16 protein-coding genes are annotated in these 14,687 nt (G+C 49.2%); 7 read left to right on the top strand and 9 right to left on the bottom strand.

What is annotated here, in order from left to right; all coding sequences use genetic code 11:
• Window positions 1–4: 4 nt before the first annotated feature.
• From BN3656_RS15135 to BN3656_RS15120, 4 genes are all read right to left on the bottom strand, one after another.
• Window positions 5–1,261, bottom strand: a complete 1,257-nt coding sequence (locus BN3656_RS15135; protein ID WP_066549879.1) for a RelA/SpoT domain-containing protein — start codon at window positions 1,259–1,261, stop codon at window positions 5–7.
• Window positions 1,262–1,384: 123 nt separating this feature from the next.
• Complete coding sequence (locus tag BN3656_RS15130; RefSeq protein WP_066549877.1) at window positions 1,385–2,188, bottom strand: ABC transporter permease; 804 nt, start codon at window positions 2,186–2,188, stop codon at window positions 1,385–1,387.
• On the bottom strand, window positions 2,181–2,948 hold the full coding sequence (locus BN3656_RS15125) for an ABC transporter ATP-binding protein (RefSeq protein WP_066549875.1): 768 nt from the start codon (window positions 2,946–2,948) through the stop codon (window positions 2,181–2,183). The genes BN3656_RS15130 and BN3656_RS15125 overlap by 8 nt, the downstream gene beginning before the upstream one ends.
• Before the next feature lie 77 nt (window positions 2,949–3,025).
• Window positions 3,026–4,537: a polysaccharide deacetylase gene (locus tag BN3656_RS15120; protein WP_242963022.1), complete on the bottom strand. Its 1,512-nt coding sequence runs from the start codon at window positions 4,535–4,537 to the stop codon at window positions 3,026–3,028.
• A gap of 182 nt (window positions 4,538–4,719) precedes the next feature.
• Between BN3656_RS15120 and BN3656_RS15115 the strand changes: the two genes are divergently transcribed.
• Together BN3656_RS15115 and BN3656_RS15110 are read left to right on the top strand one after the other, a co-directional pair.
• The gene (locus BN3656_RS15115) at window positions 4,720–5,160 is read left to right on the top strand and encodes an HIT family protein (protein WP_066549871.1); all 441 of its coding nucleotides are present in this window, start codon (window positions 4,720–4,722) and stop codon (window positions 5,158–5,160) included.
• A gap of 135 nt (window positions 5,161–5,295) precedes the next feature.
• Window positions 5,296–6,582 (top strand): D-alanyl-D-alanine carboxypeptidase family protein, encoded by a 1,287-nt coding sequence (locus BN3656_RS15110; RefSeq protein WP_066549869.1) that lies wholly within the window; start codon window positions 5,296–5,298, stop codon window positions 6,580–6,582.
• Here the strand turns inward: BN3656_RS15110 and BN3656_RS15105 are convergent.
• From BN3656_RS15105 to BN3656_RS15085, 5 genes are all read right to left on the bottom strand, one after another.
• Window positions 6,579–8,021 carry an amidohydrolase gene (locus tag BN3656_RS15105; protein ID WP_066549866.1) on the bottom strand — a complete coding sequence of 481 codons (1,443 nt, stop codon included), beginning with the start codon at window positions 8,019–8,021 and terminating at the stop codon, window positions 6,579–6,581. The genes BN3656_RS15110 and BN3656_RS15105 overlap by 4 nt on opposite strands.
• 19 nt (window positions 8,022–8,040) lie before the next feature.
• Window positions 8,041–8,763, bottom strand: a complete 723-nt coding sequence (locus BN3656_RS15100; protein ID WP_066550957.1) for an amino acid ABC transporter ATP-binding protein — start codon at window positions 8,761–8,763, stop codon at window positions 8,041–8,043.
• Between the two features lie 28 nt (window positions 8,764–8,791).
• Window positions 8,792–9,457 (bottom strand): amino acid ABC transporter permease, encoded by a 666-nt coding sequence (locus BN3656_RS15095; RefSeq protein ID WP_066549861.1) that lies wholly within the window; start codon window positions 9,455–9,457, stop codon window positions 8,792–8,794.
• 60 nt (window positions 9,458–9,517) lie between these two features.
• Window positions 9,518–10,462 carry a transporter substrate-binding domain-containing protein gene (locus BN3656_RS15090; RefSeq protein WP_066549858.1) on the bottom strand — a complete coding sequence of 315 codons (945 nt, stop codon included), beginning with the start codon at window positions 10,460–10,462 and terminating at the stop codon, window positions 9,518–9,520.
• A gap of 128 nt (window positions 10,463–10,590) precedes the next feature.
• Window positions 10,591–11,613, bottom strand: a complete 1,023-nt coding sequence (locus BN3656_RS15085; protein WP_066549856.1) for an ABC transporter substrate-binding protein — start codon at window positions 11,611–11,613, stop codon at window positions 10,591–10,593.
• Between the two features lie 415 nt (window positions 11,614–12,028).
• Between BN3656_RS15085 and BN3656_RS15080 the strand changes: the two genes are divergently transcribed.
• From BN3656_RS15080 to BN3656_RS15060, 5 genes are all read left to right on the top strand, one after another.
• Window positions 12,029–12,841 carry a Cof-type HAD-IIB family hydrolase gene (locus BN3656_RS15080; protein ID WP_066549853.1) on the top strand — a complete coding sequence of 271 codons (813 nt, stop codon included), beginning with the start codon at window positions 12,029–12,031 and terminating at the stop codon, window positions 12,839–12,841.
• Window positions 12,842–12,995: 154 nt separating this feature from the next.
• Window positions 12,996–13,673 (top strand): orotate phosphoribosyltransferase, encoded by a 678-nt coding sequence (pyrE, locus tag BN3656_RS15075; protein ID WP_066549850.1) that lies wholly within the window; start codon window positions 12,996–12,998, stop codon window positions 13,671–13,673.
• Between the two features lie 53 nt (window positions 13,674–13,726).
• Window positions 13,727–13,876 (top strand): cytochrome C biosynthesis protein, encoded by a 150-nt coding sequence (locus tag BN3656_RS16750; RefSeq protein WP_066550955.1) that lies wholly within the window; start codon window positions 13,727–13,729, stop codon window positions 13,874–13,876.
• Between the two features lie 13 nt (window positions 13,877–13,889).
• A complete protein-coding gene (locus tag BN3656_RS15065; protein WP_066549846.1) occupies window positions 13,890–14,363 on the top strand; it encodes a VanZ family protein in 474 nt (157 codons plus the stop codon).
• Window positions 14,351–14,686, top strand: coding sequence for a DUF6142 family protein (locus tag BN3656_RS15060; protein ID WP_242963021.1), 336 nt, complete (start codon window positions 14,351–14,353; stop codon window positions 14,684–14,686). Before BN3656_RS15065 ends, BN3656_RS15060 begins: the two co-directional genes overlap by 13 nt.
• The last annotated feature ends 1 nt before the right edge of the window (window position 14,687 follow it).

Genomic DNA, 14,687 nt, shown 5'->3' with positions numbered 1-14,687 from the left:
ACCTTTAGTCTGCCTCGTCCTTTTCCGGCTCAAGGAGTTTTAAAAGAGTTTCATTCAGAGCCCGGGCCTGTTCGGCCAGCTCCCGTATGCAGGAGATTTCCGGAACCTCAATATCATGGATCAGGGTATTGCGCATTTTTCTAAGAAATGCAATCTGATTCAGGCTGTCTTTGTCAAAAAGCCCGGTCCGTTTCAGGGCGTTGATATTAAAGACGCTTAAGGAACGGGAGCTGCGCTTGGTGGTGCGGTTTAAAAGCGCTTCCAGGGGAACCCATTGACTGAAAAAGGCGCTGATGGCTTTCAGACGTTCCTCATCCTCTTTAGAGCCGGCTGCCTTTAAGGACTGGTAGGCCAGATACCGCTTTTCATTTCCGCTGATGATCTGGTCAATAATCTGCTGGGAAATGTTCCGTTTGTCCTTTTCAAATTTAACTGCCTTTAAAATAGGGCCCATGTACTTTACGTCCAGCAGCTTCAGGCTGGACAAAAGCCGGAAGAGCAGCTCAATATTTCCCATCCGCAGTTCGATATCCTCCGGGCGGAAATTGCTGCTGAGGTAATTGTAAAGATAGGAAGCCAGCTCGTACTGGTTGTTAAAAACAGCATTTTTGCTGCGGATCCGTTCATTTCCTGCAGCCTGCAGGCGCTCCAGGGCGATTTCTCCTGCAAGGACAAGACCGTTTAACTCGTCTAAGATGGCAAGCTCTTCTTTGGAAAGCGTACCCTGAAGGGGTTTGTAGATCAAGTCATGTTCTACCTCAGACCAGGCGTGCATCAGGACGGACGCTACCTGAATTTCGATTCTGGCCCGGCAGTAGCGTTTTTCTGAGGGTTGTACCAATTCTTCTCTCAGATAGACACGGTAGTGGTTGGCCCAGTAGCCGGAAAAACGCTTATGATAAGTAGGAGGCTTTGACTGCTCCGGGAACTGCTTGCTTTCCAGAATGTGGAACTGATCCCGGATCAGCTGGTCTGCCTGAAGGCGGTCTCCGGGGAAATAGAGGGAAACCCGGACACCGCAGAGATCGGCGATGTCCTCATAGATTTCCTTTATATTCCGGTAAGGAACCGGGCGCTTGGCATTGCGGTGGAGAACCTTGCTTTTTAAGCGTCCCGGATTTTTGGCCCGGTAGGTAACCATGGCCCGGATACCGGAGGAGCGCAGCACAGCCTCCAGCTGACCGGCTGCAAGACGGCCTACAGATTCATAGTAGTTAAATTTCTTTTTGTAGTTGTCAATAAACTGGTTGATCAGGTCCATTGATTTCTCCTTTTTGCGGGCTTTATCGGCGGAAATGCTCTGCTTTAATCAGATGGTTTCATCATATCATAGGAGAAATGGGAGTGCAAGCAGACCGGTTTTTGAGTTTTTGCATTTTGCATTTTATCGTGTCAGCTTCTTTTCCACACAGGCAATGGCCTGATATAAAAGCCAGGACAGCAGGCACAGAATCATGATGGAGGTCATAAGCACCGTCATGGTAAAGGTCTGGGCGGAGTAGGTGATCAGATATCCCAGTCCTGCCCGTGCGGAGAGAAATTCACCAATGATGACGCCGACCAGGCACAGGCCGATATTGACCTTCATGTTATTGATCACCATGGGGAGGGAGCCTGGCAGAAGAACCTTAAGGAGTACGTCTGTTCTGGTTCCTCCAAGGGAACGGATCAGGCGTATTTTGTCTTCATCGGTCTGACAGAAACCATTGTACAGAGTAAGGATCGAGCCAAAGAGAGCCACGGAAACGGCCGCTGTGACAATGGTGGTGGTATTATTTCCCAGCCATACGATTAAAAGCGGAGCCAAAGCGGATTTGGGCAGACTGTTTAAAAGAACTAAGAATGGCTCTAAAACGCTGGCAGCAGAGGGACTGGCCCAGAGAAGAAGGGCACAGACCAGACCGGCTGCGGTACAGACAGCAAAGCTTATAAGCGTCTCCATGAGGGTAACGCCTGTGTGGAGAAAGATGGTTCTGTCGGCAGTCATAGAAATCAGGCATTTGAAGATCAGGCTTGGACTGCTGAAAATAAACCGGTCGATGAGACCTAAGCCGGCTGACAGCTCCCATAAAGACAGAATCAGAATCAGAAGAAGGATGCGCCAGATACGGATTATACTCCGTCGGCGCAGCTGGTCGGCCAGGTATTCCTGCTGGGCTAACGAGGGGGAGAGTAAGGGATTATTCATCTGTTTTCAGCTCCTTCCATACAGCGTTGAAATATCCGGAAAATTCAGGACAGTTACGTCTTTTTAAAGGTGTTGCACAGTCAGCCGGGAAATGGATGGGAAGGGTTTTTTTGATCCGTCCGGGCCGGGGTGTGAGTATGATGATCCGGTCTGCGATGCTGATGGCTTCTGAAAGATCGTGGGTCACAAGAACGGCTGTTTTTTTAGTGCTCCGTAAGATAGAACTGATATCGTCACATACAGAAAGCCGTGTCTGGTAATCCAGAGCAGAAAATGGCTCATCTAAAAGAAGAAGGTCCGGTTCCAGCGCCAGAGTACGGATCAGAGCGGCCCGCTGGCGCATTCCTCCGGAAAGCTCAGAGGGCCGGGCGTGTTCAAAGCCTTCAAGGCCGTAGGCTGAGAGCATTTCCTTTAAGCGGGCAGTTGTCTTTGGGGTAAGGCGGTTCTGGATTTCCAGTCCCAGAGATACATTGGATAAAATATCCCTCCACGGAAAAAGATGATCCTTTTGGAGCATATAGCCGGTAGCAGAGGGAGACTGGCGCAGGGGGTGACCGTCTAAAAGGATCTGCCCCGTATCAGGTTTGGACAAACCGCAGAGAAGAGAAAGAAGGGTGGATTTTCCGCAGCCGGACGGGCCGACCACGGCTGCAAATTCACCGGGAGACAGGGAAAATGATATATCAGAAAGAGCCAGCGTTTCTCCTTCCAGCGTATGGTAGGAAAAGCTGACTCCGTTTACATCCAGTTTGGGTGTCATTTTGTAAAATCTCCTTTCACCTAAGTACGTCTTTGATGTAGTATACGCGAAAGGAGACAGGATGGTTCAGATCTGGTTTACTGGGAAGCAGCGCTTTCGGATGGAACTGTTTCCGGTGCTGCCGGGGCAGAGGCATCTGCGGCCGCTTCATTCTGTGTATAGCTCCAAGTCACGGGAGTGGGCCGTGAGGCATCAAAGATCTGAGAAGCGTCAAAGAGATCGGACAGCCGTTTTTTGGATGGATCCGTCTGGATCATGTCCTCGTAAAGACGGTAGCCGTCCAGATTCCGTCTGGCCATCCGCAGATGGTCGCTTCCCTTTTGGATCCAGGCGGGCTTGCTTGCGTCCACATTGCAGAAATACCGGAAGCCCTTGGAATGGAGATATTTAAAACGGTAATTATTCTCTGTATAGGGCCGCCAGTCTGCCACATCATTGCCGTTGGGATAGATATAGATATCGGTTGGCCCGATAAGAGATTCTACCTCTGCTTCCCACTTGTCCGTATCTGTATAGAAGCGCTCGTCGCTGATCTTGAATGTTTCTCCGGGTACGGAGGAAACGCCCATCCACAGATGGCCCCAGCTGTGGCTTGCAAGCTCCCAGCCATTGTCTTTTAAACACTGGGCTACCTTTGCAGCCTGCTCTCTATCCTGTTCATAGTTCGGACTGTCACTGTAGGAAGCAGCAGTGCGGTAGCCTAAAATTCCTTCATAGCCCGTAAAGGCGATGATCGCTCTGGCACCTTTATAGGAAAAATCGGGGTGTTCTTCGATGAAATCTTCTAAAATCGGGATTAGGTCATAAGGGCCGGTGGAAATGGAGCCGTCTTCCATGACCATTTCAGCAGTGGGTTTTCCGTCCTCTCCGATGACGATCCGGCGTGCAAAGCCGTCCTTTTCCATATAAGGATAATAGCATACGTCATCCTGGGACATGACCAGAGGTTTTTTGCCCTCAGGAAGCAGGATTTCTCCCCAGGAGAAAACGGTATTTCCATTTTCATCTGTAGTCTCAGAGGCAATATCCCGGATGCGTACCAGCACATAACCGTCCTCATAGAAAGCATCCAGCATTTTTAAAAACTCATCCTTTGTAGTCATGACGGAATTGTAGCCGGGAGTCCGGCTGTCGCCGTCAAAGGCTTTGTCAGTGTCCATGATAAGAGAATGGAAAAATACATGGGGAACGTTCTGCACATCAGCTGGTAAGAGAGAAGCCTTTGCTTCCTCATAAGATGTGATCGCTTCCAGGGCAGCCGGATCCTCTGCCAGAGAGGAGTCTTCTTTAATAAGAGCAATGGCACGGTCGTAGTCATAGCCCGCAGCGATATATGCGGCCTGAGCAAGTGTGCCGGAGGCCGGGGAAGAGACAGGCTGTGCCGGATCTTCGGAGGCTGTTTTGGCTGTACTGAAGGAGGCGGAAACAGATGATATGGGCTGTCTGTTTAAGACAAAGCGGGTCAGTGCAAAAACGCCTGATGCCAGGGCTGAAAACGCCAGAAACAGTGCAAGTATAATAGGAAGATGTCGGACAAGCTTTCTTCGCTGTCTTTGGGCCTGCCGGCGTCTGAAATCATTTCGGCTCATAAGTTGTAAATCTCCTGTTTGAATGAAAGTAAAATTGTATCAATTTAATTATAACATAAAATTCAGGAAATGAAAGTGATTGAAATTTGATGGAAGCCGTGGTATGTTTAAAATAGAAATTACCCAAAAGCGGCGGCTGATTTTTGACACAGCAGAGCCGGCTATGAAAAGGAGATAAAATTATGGCAGAAATGGTAAAAGATCCAAATTGCGCATACTGTATGCAGGGAGAGCTGGTAGCAAAATTTGCCTATCCGGTCTGCGAGATGAAGACAGGCTTTCTTTATGTATTTAAGGAGCAGAGTAAAAAGGGAAGAGTGATCCTGGCTCACAAAAAGCATGTCAGCGAGCTGATCGACTTAACAGATGAAGAGAGAAATGATTTCTTTGCAGAGGTGGCTCAGGTGGCAAGAGCCGTACACAAGGTATTTCATCCCGATAAGGTAAACTACGGCGCATACGGCGACACAGGCTGCCACCTTCATTTCCATATCGTTCCCAAATATAAGGGCGGAGAAGAGTGGGGCGGTACCTTTGAGATGAACAGCGGAAGAACCATTCTCACAGACGCTGAGTATGAGGAGATGGCAGAGGCCTTAAGACAGGCTTTAAAGGAAGTATAGGAACACATAGTATAAAATAACCTCTGGCAGCGGCAGAAGCCGCAGCCGGGGGTTTTGTCTTTTTTGATGCGACATAAAGCGTTTGTCCGGTTTCATATATTAGGCAGAGAGCAGCAATGTTTGGAGGAATCGTGTATGAAACGGACAAAAGCAGCAGGCTTTTTGCTTGCGCTTCTTATGACGGCAGGGCAGGTGATGGCAGCATTGGCTTCTGAACCGGAGCTTGCGCTTCCGACCGGGGTGCCGGCCAGAGCGGTAAGCAGAGAAACTGCGCAGATACAGGCAGAAGCGGGAGATGCGGCAGCTTCTCAGACGGCAATCCAGATATCAGCGCCTTCAGCCGTTCTCATGGAGGCATCTACGGGGCAGATCATATATGAAAAAGGGGCGGATGATAAAAGAAGTCCTGCCAGCGTTACAAAGGTCATGACGCTGATCCTGATTTTTGATGCCCTGGCAGAAGGGAAGATCCACCTTTCCGATGAGGTAGTTACCAGCGCTCATGCCAAGTCCATGGGCGGTTCCCAGGTATTTTTGGAGGAAGGGGAAACGCAGACGGTGGAAACACTGATTAAATGCATCGTGATCGCATCAGGAAATGATGCTTCTGTAGCCATGGCGGAGTATATTTCCGGTACAGAGGAGGCCTTTGTACAGCAGATGAATGAACGTGCCGAAGGTCTGGGGATGACGAAAACCCATTTTGTGGACTGCTGCGGTCTTACAGAGGATCCCTCCCATGTGACAACTGCCAGAGATATTGCTCTTATGAGCCGGGAGCTGATCGATCAGTATCCTCAGATCCACAATTATTCAACAATCTGGATGGAAAATATTACTCATGTGACAAAACAGGGGACAAAGGAATTTGGTCTTTCCAACACAAATAAACTTTTGCGGATGGCAACGAATTTTAAGGTTACCGGCTTAAAGACAGGCTCCACCTCTCTGGCAAAATACTGTCTGTCAGCCACGGCAGAGAAGGATGGGGTGCGCCTGATCGCTACGATCATGGCTGCTCCTGATTTCAAAGCACGTTTTGCAGACGCACAGACGCTGCTAAACTATGGCTATGCAAACTGTAAGCTTTATGAGGATAAAGAGGGGATCACACTTCCGGAAATTCCGGTAGAAGGAGGAATTAAAAGCGGGGCAGAGTTGGTTTTGAACGGCACATTCAGATATCTCAGCCTTAAGGGAGAAGATTTTTCATCTGTGGAAAAGAAGCTTGTTCTCTCCGAGTCCCTTCCGGCTCCGGTGGAGCCGGGCCAGAAGGCTGGGGTGCTGGAATATCTGTTAAACGGAGAAAAGATCGGAGAGATGGATGTAGTGACCGCAGAGGCGGTGCGGGAGGCGCAGTATGGAGATTATCTGAAATGGATGATAAAAATATGGAGGCTTGAGAAAGCTTTTGACTTTTAATATGTCTCTAATGGAGGAAGCACGTGATCGGGAAGGGGACAGGTATAATGACCGCCGTTTCTTTTAAGAGTCTCTGTCTTGGCGGCGTCAATGATGTCAGGGCGCTCCATGGTGCGGATCGCAGACAGGGCAATCATCTTTCCGGCCGTCAGGAGTCCTTTATGGGCAATGGGGCTGCAGGTTTGGGCCGTCATCTGCCAGGTGTGCCCCACATTGCCCACACAGCAGGCGGCAACCCGCAGATTTAGAGTAGGAACTGCATAGCCCACATCGCCTACGTCGGTGGAGCCTGCAGTCTGGATGATATGGTTAGGATCGAAAGGATGGATCTCACTGTCTAAAGGTTTGGACAGAATTTCCTCAAGCCGGTCTTCTCCATAGATCTGAATGATTTCGTCACGGATCATTTTCCGGGCAGTATCATCATAAGAATCCAAAAACTGTCTGGCCAGCCGGTAGTCCTCCTCGGTCCATTTTGGTGCGCCTACCTCCTGCATACAGGCGTCTGCGATCTGGGCAAGGGCTTTGTTGGGGAGGTATTCCGTAAAGGCCATAGACAGATCATAATTCATGGAAGTGCCGGTCATAAGGGCGGCACCCTTTGCTACATCAACAACACGGCTGAACAGTTCTGTCAGCTGGCGGACATAAGGGGAACGCACTTCATACCGGACGGTGGAGCGGTCCTGTACCACATTGGGGGCAGTGCCGCCGGCGTCAATGTAGGCATAATGGATCCGGGCTTCCGGAATCATGTGTTCCCGCAGATAATTGCAGCCTACGCTCATCAGCTCTGCGGCGTCCAGGGCGCTTCGGCCCAGATAGGGGGCAGAGCCGGCGTGGGAAGTAAGGCCTTTAAAGTGGAAATTGGCTCCCATAATCGCGTTATTGTGGGAGTTGTCCACCTGATTGATGGAGTCCGGGTGCCAGGTATAAACAAAATCCACCTGATCGAACAGCCCGGCTCTGGCCATGAACTGTTTGGAACCGGCCCCCTCCTCTGCCGGACAGCCAAAATAGATGACTGTGCCGCCTTTTTTGAAGGTTTTCAGATATTCCTTGACGGCAATGGCGGCTGCCAGAGCTCCGGCACCCAGGGCACTGTGTCCACATCCGTGGCCAGGTGCTCCCTGGATGATAGGTTGTCTGGACGGGCAGGCAGCCGCCTGGTTTAAACCGGAAAGGGCGTCATATTCTCCCAGAATACCAACGACCGGTTTTCCGCATCCATAGGAATAAGTTCCCTGAAAACAGGTGGGGATACCGGCCAGACCGGTTTCTACCGTAAAACCTTCATCCTTCAGAAATTGGCAGAGCAGCCCGGCAGACTGATATTCATGATATGCCAGTTCGGCAAATTCCCAGATTTGATCGTTGGCCTCGATGATACGGGTTGATTTTTCTTCGATAATCTTTTCGATAAACTCCAAGGTTTTCATAGGTACTCCTTCCATATACTTATAATATTTTTCCCAGAAATTCTCTGGTTCTGGGGTTTTGCGGATTCAGGAACAGTTCCTCCGGACTTCCCTTTTCCTGAACAATGCCGTCTGCAATGAAGAAGATGCGGTCGCTGACCTCCCGTGCAAAGCCCATTTCATGAGTGACGATGAGGATGGTCATGCCGGAGCTGGCAAGATCCCGGATTACGTTCAGCACCTCTTTTACCATTTCCGGATCCAGGGCGGAGGTGGGTTCGTCAAAGAGCATGATCTCCGGCTCCATCGCCAGAGCACGGACGATGGCCAGCCGCTGTTTCTGGCCCCCGGAGAGCCGGTTGGGATATTCGTCTTTTTTGTCCGAGAGACCTACCCGTTCCAGCAGACGGAGAGCGGCGGCTTTTGCCTGCGTCTTTGGAATCTTTTTTTCCAGCACCGGGGCGAGGGTGACATTGTCTATTACCTTCAGATGGGGGAAAATGTTAAAATGCTGGAAGACCATGCCCAGATGCTGACGATATTGGTCTACGTTGACAGAACGATCCGTGATATTGGAGTTTCGGAACAGGATGGTGCCGGAGTCCGGGGTTTCCAGCAGATTCAGGCAGCGGAGAAAGGTGCTTTTTCCGCCGCCGCTGGGACCAATGATAGAGACTACTTCGCCTTCGTAAATAGTTTCAGAAATCCCTTTCAGGACTTCCAGCTTTCCAAAGGATTTTGTCAGATTGTTTACCTGGATGATGGGCCGGGCTTCGGCACAGATTTTGTTTTCAGCGTTCATTTTGTTTCATCCTCCATTCAGCATAAGCCATAATCCGGCCGAGTATTGTGGTCACCAGCAGATAGATGATGCCGGCAATGATAATGGATTCCACCTGCCGGAAGGTAGCGGAGGCTACGGTTTTGTATGAGGTGGTCAGTTCATTGATAAAGAAGACAGACGCCAGGGAAGCCTGTTTAATCATGGTGATAAATTCATTTCCAAGGGCAGGAAGGATATTTTTAACTGCCTGAGGAAGGATAATTTTAGTCATGGTATTCCGGGCGGTCATCCCCAGGCTGCGGGCTGCCTCCGTCTGTCCGATATCTACGGCCTGGATGCCGGCCCGGATGATTTCCGATACGTAAGAGCTGGCATTGACGATCAGGGCGATGATGATGCAGGTGGAGTCAGGAATTTTAATCCCGGTGGCTCTGGGAAGGAAGATCCAGAAAAAATAGAGCTGCAGAAGGATTGGTGTTCCCCTGAGAACCCAGACATAAAACTGTACGAACCACTGGAAGGGTTTGATGCGGGAACGCCGCATGATGGCCAGGAGGGTGCCCAGTACGGTGCCGCACAGTACGGTGATGGCGGCCAGACACAAGGTTCCCGTCAGTCCCTGTATGTATACATAGCTGTATCGATTCCACATTTTGATGATCGTTGCCCACATATCGGAAGTCACCTTTCTTTCATTTTCTTTATTATGTGTATCCCTGCAGGGAGCAGGATGTCATAATCCCAGAGTTTTTGCATATTCTGTGTATTTCTCATACCATTCGTCATATATGCCTGAGGCTGTGACCTCATCAATGATCTCATTGATCTTGTTTAAAAGAGCTGTTTCGCCTTTGGGGATTCCGATCCGCGTTTCGGAAGTGCTCTCGTCAACGACGAAGGAAAAATCGGGAACAATGACCATACTGCTTTCCGCGTTGGCTGCGATAAAAAGCTCTGCTGTCTTTTTTTCAGTCACAACCGCATCTGCTTTTCCTTCCTGAACCATTAAAAAACCGTCGGTGGTAGCAGATACCCGTTTCAGCTCCCTGCAGGCCGGAATCTGCTCTGTAGCAAAGAACTCCTGCAGGGAGCCGCTCTGGCAGACTACGATTTTATCGGTCAGGTCATCAGCGCTTTTGATCGTGTCCAGATCTCCGCTGCGAATCATCAGACCAAAATTGTTGGCGTTATCCTCATCAAAACGGTAGCCTTTTGACATTTCCATAGCCTCTGCGCGGGCCGGGGTATAGGCAAGAGCCGAAATCGCCAGATCGTATTTGCCTTCGGTAACGCCGGTTAAGACTGCGGAGAATTCCAGAGGAACGATCCGGCACTCTACCCCCAGCTTGTCGGCAATATAACGGGCTAGCTCAACGTCGGCTCCAACGTACTGTTCCTCTCCTTGTCTGGAAGGATCGATAAATTCATTGGGAGCAAAATAAGGCTCCATGGCTACCTCAATATATCCGCGGGCCAGGATATCGTTCAGGCGGCTTCCTCCATTGCTGCCGGTGGTTTCTTCAGAGGCGGCTTTGGCAGCTTCAGAGGAAGCGGATATGGTATCAGGGATTGTTTCTGATGGCAGAGTGGGGGCAGAACCTATGGCAGAGCAGCCGCTTATGGCGGTCAGAGCGGCTGCAGAGGCCAGAACGATTAACATCTGAACTGTTTTTTTCATAATAATCCTCCCTTTTAGCGGTTTTGTAAGGCTTTAGCATAAGGATGATGCTAAAACTTTAGCATAGTAATGTGATACAGTGATAATTAGGGGAATTATATATGAATAGAGAGTATTTGTCAAGGGTGTTATTGAGAATTTTTTGCTGCTTTTTTGGAGAAATCCATTGTCACAAGTTCGTTATAGGGGACTTCTGCCTTTAATTCCCCTGCTTCCTCCAAAATACGTTTTAACAGCGTAAAGCTGTTTTCTTCAAAGACCGTATCCTCCTTCCAGGTATCCTGGGATTTGTAGCGATCTACAATCAGGGCCAGCTTATCCACCGGCGTTTCCTTAAAATGCGGGGAAATGACCTTGGCAATTTCTTCAGAGGAATGGCTGTTTACATAGTCCAGACCTTTCTGGATGGCATTGGTAAAGCTTTGGATTACCTCCGGGTGCTGCTTCAGATAGCTTTTTCTGGCGCTGTAGGCCGTATAGGGTACATAGCCGGATTCTGTTCCGAGAGACGCCACCACCGCACCGCTTCCCTCCATTTCAAGGGTTGTGGCGAAAGGTTCGAATTCGATGGTATAATCCGCAGCACTGCTGGTAAATGCCGCCGCGGTGAGGCCAAAGCTGATGCTCTGGTCGATGGTGAGGTCATTAACAGGATCAAGACCGTTCTTTTTTAAGATATATTCAAATACCATCTGGGGCATACCGCCGGCTCTTCCTCCCAGCACCGTTTTACCCCTCAGATCCTGCCATTTAAAATCTTCCTCCGCCTGCCTTCCTACCAGAAAATTCCCGGCTCTCTGGGTCAGCTGGGCAAAGTTGACGGCAGGATCATCCGAACCTTCCTGATAAACATAGATGCTGGCTTCTGAACCCATAAAACCGATCTGGGCGTCTCCGGAGATTAAGGAGGTCATCACCTTGTCAGCGCCTCCGGCATTTACAAGAGTCAGATCAATGCCCTCCTCTTCAAAATAGCCCAGTTCAATGGCAGCGTACTGGGGGGCGTAGAAGATGGAGTGGGCTACTTCGCTGAGGGTGACGGCAGTCTGTCCGTCTGGGGAGAGGGAGGACTGGCAGCCAGAGAGGGACAGCGCAGCAAGGATTCCGGCTGTGAGAAGAGGCCAGAGTTTTCGGGTATGAGTTGCATACATAATGGAATCTCCTTGGATATGGTTTTATACTGTTATTGTATTGCATGTTTTGCATTAGGGTGAATCCGTTTGAGTTTTCGCATTTTGCACTGCACCCTGGGGTCTGGTGTGCAGGGCTCCGGTTTCCGGTCATAAGAAAGCCTAAGAGTCTGAAATTTTTCTAAAAACAAAAGCCATATCAAAAACTCGCTGCGCTCAAACAGGTTTGATATGGATTTTAACAAAAAATTTAATCCTCTAAGGTTTTCTAATGACCTTCAAAGTCGCCCTGCACACCAGACCCCAGGTCACACTGCAAAAAGCGGAAACTCAAGGGTGAATCCGGGCTTTTCTTACAGATGGTTATCTGGTAAAATAAAACGGATACAGCGGTTTCAACCGGCAGTTTAAATGAAAAATCAGGAGAATTTATAAAATGGAATATAAAATGATCGTCCTGGATCTGGACGGAACCCTCACAAACAGGGATAAAATCATTACTCCCAGAACGAAACAGGCTCTTATGGAAGCCCAGAAAATGGGAAAGATCGTGGTTCTGGCTTCCGGGCGGCCCACAGCAGGGATCAAGCCGCTGGCAGAGGAGCTTGAGCTTGCAGCGTACGGAAGCTATATTTTATCCTATAACGGCGGTATGATCACAAACTGCGGCACCGGGGAAGTGGTATTTTCCTCCCTGCTTCCCGTGGATTCAAATGAGAAAATCATCGGTCTGGCAGAGGAGTACGGAGTGGATATCCTGACCTATGAGGGGGAGGAGATCATCACAAACAACAAGGAATGTCCCTATGCTGTCAAGGAATCTAATATCAATCACCTGCCTCTGCGCCAGGTAGAAGACATGAAAGGCTATGTGTCCTTTCCGGTTCCAAAGTTTCTGATGCTGGATGACGGAGATTATCTGGTAACGGTGGAGCCGCGGGTAAAGGCTGCCATGGGCCGGGATTTCAGCGTCTACCGTTCAGAGCCATTTTTCCTGGAGGTTATGCCAAAGGGAATTGACAAGGCCCAGTCTTTGGGGCGGCTTTTAGAGCGGATCGGCATGAAACGGGAAGAGATGATCGCCTGTGGAGACGGCTATAATGACCTGACTATGATCCAGTATGCCGGTCTGGGAGTGGCCATGGAAAATGCGGTTCTTCCTGTGCGCAATGCAGCGGACTATATCACTGCCTCAAACAATGAGGACGGGGTGGGGCTGGTCGTAGAGAAATTTATGCTGGGAGGTTGAAATGAGGCTGCCGCAATCCCACTGGCTTTAGACGGTGGGGTAAGGCAGCGAGGTCTATGAAGCAGGAAGTTCATTGGCTTCAGACAATAGGTAGTTCACAATGCCCGCAATCTATGGTAAAATTAGGTAGAAGAAATGAAGGAGGTTTTATTACATGGAACAGTATAAGCAGGAATTTATTGAATTTATGGTAGAGAGCAATGTACTTAAGTTTGGAGATTTTACATTAAAGAGCGGACGTAAGTCCCCGTTTTTTATGAATGCAGGAGCATATGTGACAGGAACACAGCTGCGTAAGCTGGGCGAATATTATGCAAAGGCCATCCATGACAATTTTGGCCTGGATTTTGACGTGCTGTTTGGACCGGCTTATAAGGGTATCCCCTTAAGCGTGGCAACCACTATGGCGATCAGTGAGCTTTACGGAAAGGATATCCGTTATTGCTCCAACCGTAAGGAGGTAAAAGATCATGGCGATACAGGTATTCTTTTAGGAAGTCCTATTAAGGACGGAGACCGTGTGATGATCATCGAGGATGTAACCACCTCCGGTAAGTCTATCGAGGAGACCTTCCCCATCTTAAAGGCTCAGGGCGATGTGGAGATCAAGGGTCTGATCGTATCTTTAAACCGTATGGAACGTGGCAAGGGAACAAAGAGTGCTTTAGACGAGATCAAGGATCTCTATGGTTTCCCCACAGCAGCCATTGTTACCATGGCAGATGTGACCGAATACCTGTACAATAAGGAATGCGGTGGAAAAATTGTGATCAATGATACATTAAAGGCAGCCATTGACGCATACTATGCAGAGTATGGAGCGCAGGCGTGACCATTCGCTTAGAATGGAACCTGGCTGTACAAACCATGAAAGGCAGTAAAAATATGGAAAGAGTATATAAGACCATGCGCAATACCGGCGCCGGCTGTATTGCTGTGGGTATCATCATTGCAGTGACAGGACTGGCTGTGGGAATTATTTCAATCGTAAACGGTGCGCTGCTTTTAAAGCGCAAATCCGAGATTGAATTTTAACAGGCGGGCTGTGATGATCCGACATACCACCCCGCGCCAGAAGGCAGGATGGGTACTGTTTATACTGTATCTCTGCCTTCTGGCCTACTTTATGTTTTTTTCAGAATCCTTCGGACGAACGGAAACGGATCGGGAATATGCCTACAATCTGGTGCTTTTTAAAGAAATCGGCCGTTATTTCCGTTATTATGAGGTTCTCGGCTTCGGCCTTTTTATGATCAATATTGTAGGTAATATCGCAGCCTTTATCCCTTTTGGTTTCTTTCTGCCCATTATCAGCAAAAGAAGCCGCCTGTGGTATAATACAGTGATGTTCGGCTTTATATGGAGCCTGATGTTAGAAACCCTTCAGCTGATCCTGCGGGTGGGAAGCTTTGATGTGGACGATATGTTTCTGAATACGCTGGGAGCCGGTATTGGCTTTTATATTCATGGGATCGCTCATTATGTGAGGGTTCTCATCCATTACAGGAGGTGGAAGCGTTGAGACAGGTGGGAAATAAAATATCCTATGTGAGAAATCCCTTTGCAAGACAGAGCTTCTTCTGTCTGGGACTGGGAATCCTGGCACTGGGGCTGGGAACTTTCAGCATTTATCTTTCCTTAAAGGGAGCCGGACAGGGAGGATTAAATACAGGAGCCTACGGGTTTTCCAGCATTGTGGCTGCTGCGGCAGGCCTGTGGTATGGTATCCTTTCATTTACGGAGGATAACTGCAACTATATCCTGGCTAAGATCGGAATCGCCCTGGAGGGCATTCTTATTATTATCTGGGCTGTGATTCTTATCATAGGATTTACAGGACGGTAGA

The organism is Clostridium sp. AT4, from assembly GCF_001517625.2.
Lineage (GTDB): Bacteria > Bacillota > Clostridia > Lachnospirales > Lachnospiraceae > Enterocloster.
Note: the sequence above shows the minus strand (reverse complement) of the source record. Positions and strands in the feature narration are given on the sequence as shown.

Excerpts from the sequence above, each read along its gene's own strand:
- BN3656_RS15135 (WP_066549879.1), bottom strand. The coding sequence starts at position 1,261 with ATGGACCTGATCAACCAGTTTATTGACAACTACAAAAAGAAATTTAAC.
- BN3656_RS15130 (WP_066549877.1), bottom strand. The coding sequence starts at position 2,188 with ATGAATAATCCCTTACTCTCCCCCTCGTTAGCCCAGCAGGAATACCTG.
- BN3656_RS15125 (WP_066549875.1), bottom strand. The coding sequence starts at position 2,948 with ATGACACCCAAACTGGATGTAAACGGAGTCAGCTTTTCCTACCATACG.
- BN3656_RS15120 (WP_242963022.1), bottom strand. The coding sequence starts at position 4,537 with ATGAGCCGAAATGATTTCAGACGCCGGCAGGCCCAAAGACAGCGAAGA.
- BN3656_RS15115 (WP_066549871.1), top strand. The coding sequence starts at position 4,720 with ATGGCAGAAATGGTAAAAGATCCAAATTGCGCATACTGTATGCAGGGA.
- BN3656_RS15110 (WP_066549869.1), top strand. The coding sequence starts at position 5,296 with ATGAAACGGACAAAAGCAGCAGGCTTTTTGCTTGCGCTTCTTATGACG.
- BN3656_RS15105 (WP_066549866.1), bottom strand. The coding sequence starts at position 8,021 with ATGAAAACCTTGGAGTTTATCGAAAAGATTATCGAAGAAAAATCAACC.
- BN3656_RS15095 (WP_066549861.1), bottom strand. The coding sequence starts at position 9,457 with ATGTGGGCAACGATCATCAAAATGTGGAATCGATACAGCTATGTATAC.
- BN3656_RS15090 (WP_066549858.1), bottom strand. The coding sequence starts at position 10,462 with ATGAAAAAAACAGTTCAGATGTTAATCGTTCTGGCCTCTGCAGCCGCT.
- BN3656_RS15085 (WP_066549856.1), bottom strand. The coding sequence starts at position 11,613 with ATGTATGCAACTCATACCCGAAAACTCTGGCCTCTTCTCACAGCCGGA.
- BN3656_RS15080 (WP_066549853.1), top strand. The coding sequence starts at position 12,029 with ATGGAATATAAAATGATCGTCCTGGATCTGGACGGAACCCTCACAAAC.
- pyrE (WP_066549850.1), top strand. The coding sequence starts at position 12,996 with ATGGAACAGTATAAGCAGGAATTTATTGAATTTATGGTAGAGAGCAAT.
- BN3656_RS16750 (WP_066550955.1), top strand. The coding sequence starts at position 13,727 with ATGGAAAGAGTATATAAGACCATGCGCAATACCGGCGCCGGCTGTATT.
- BN3656_RS15065 (WP_066549846.1), top strand. The coding sequence starts at position 13,890 with ATGATCCGACATACCACCCCGCGCCAGAAGGCAGGATGGGTACTGTTT.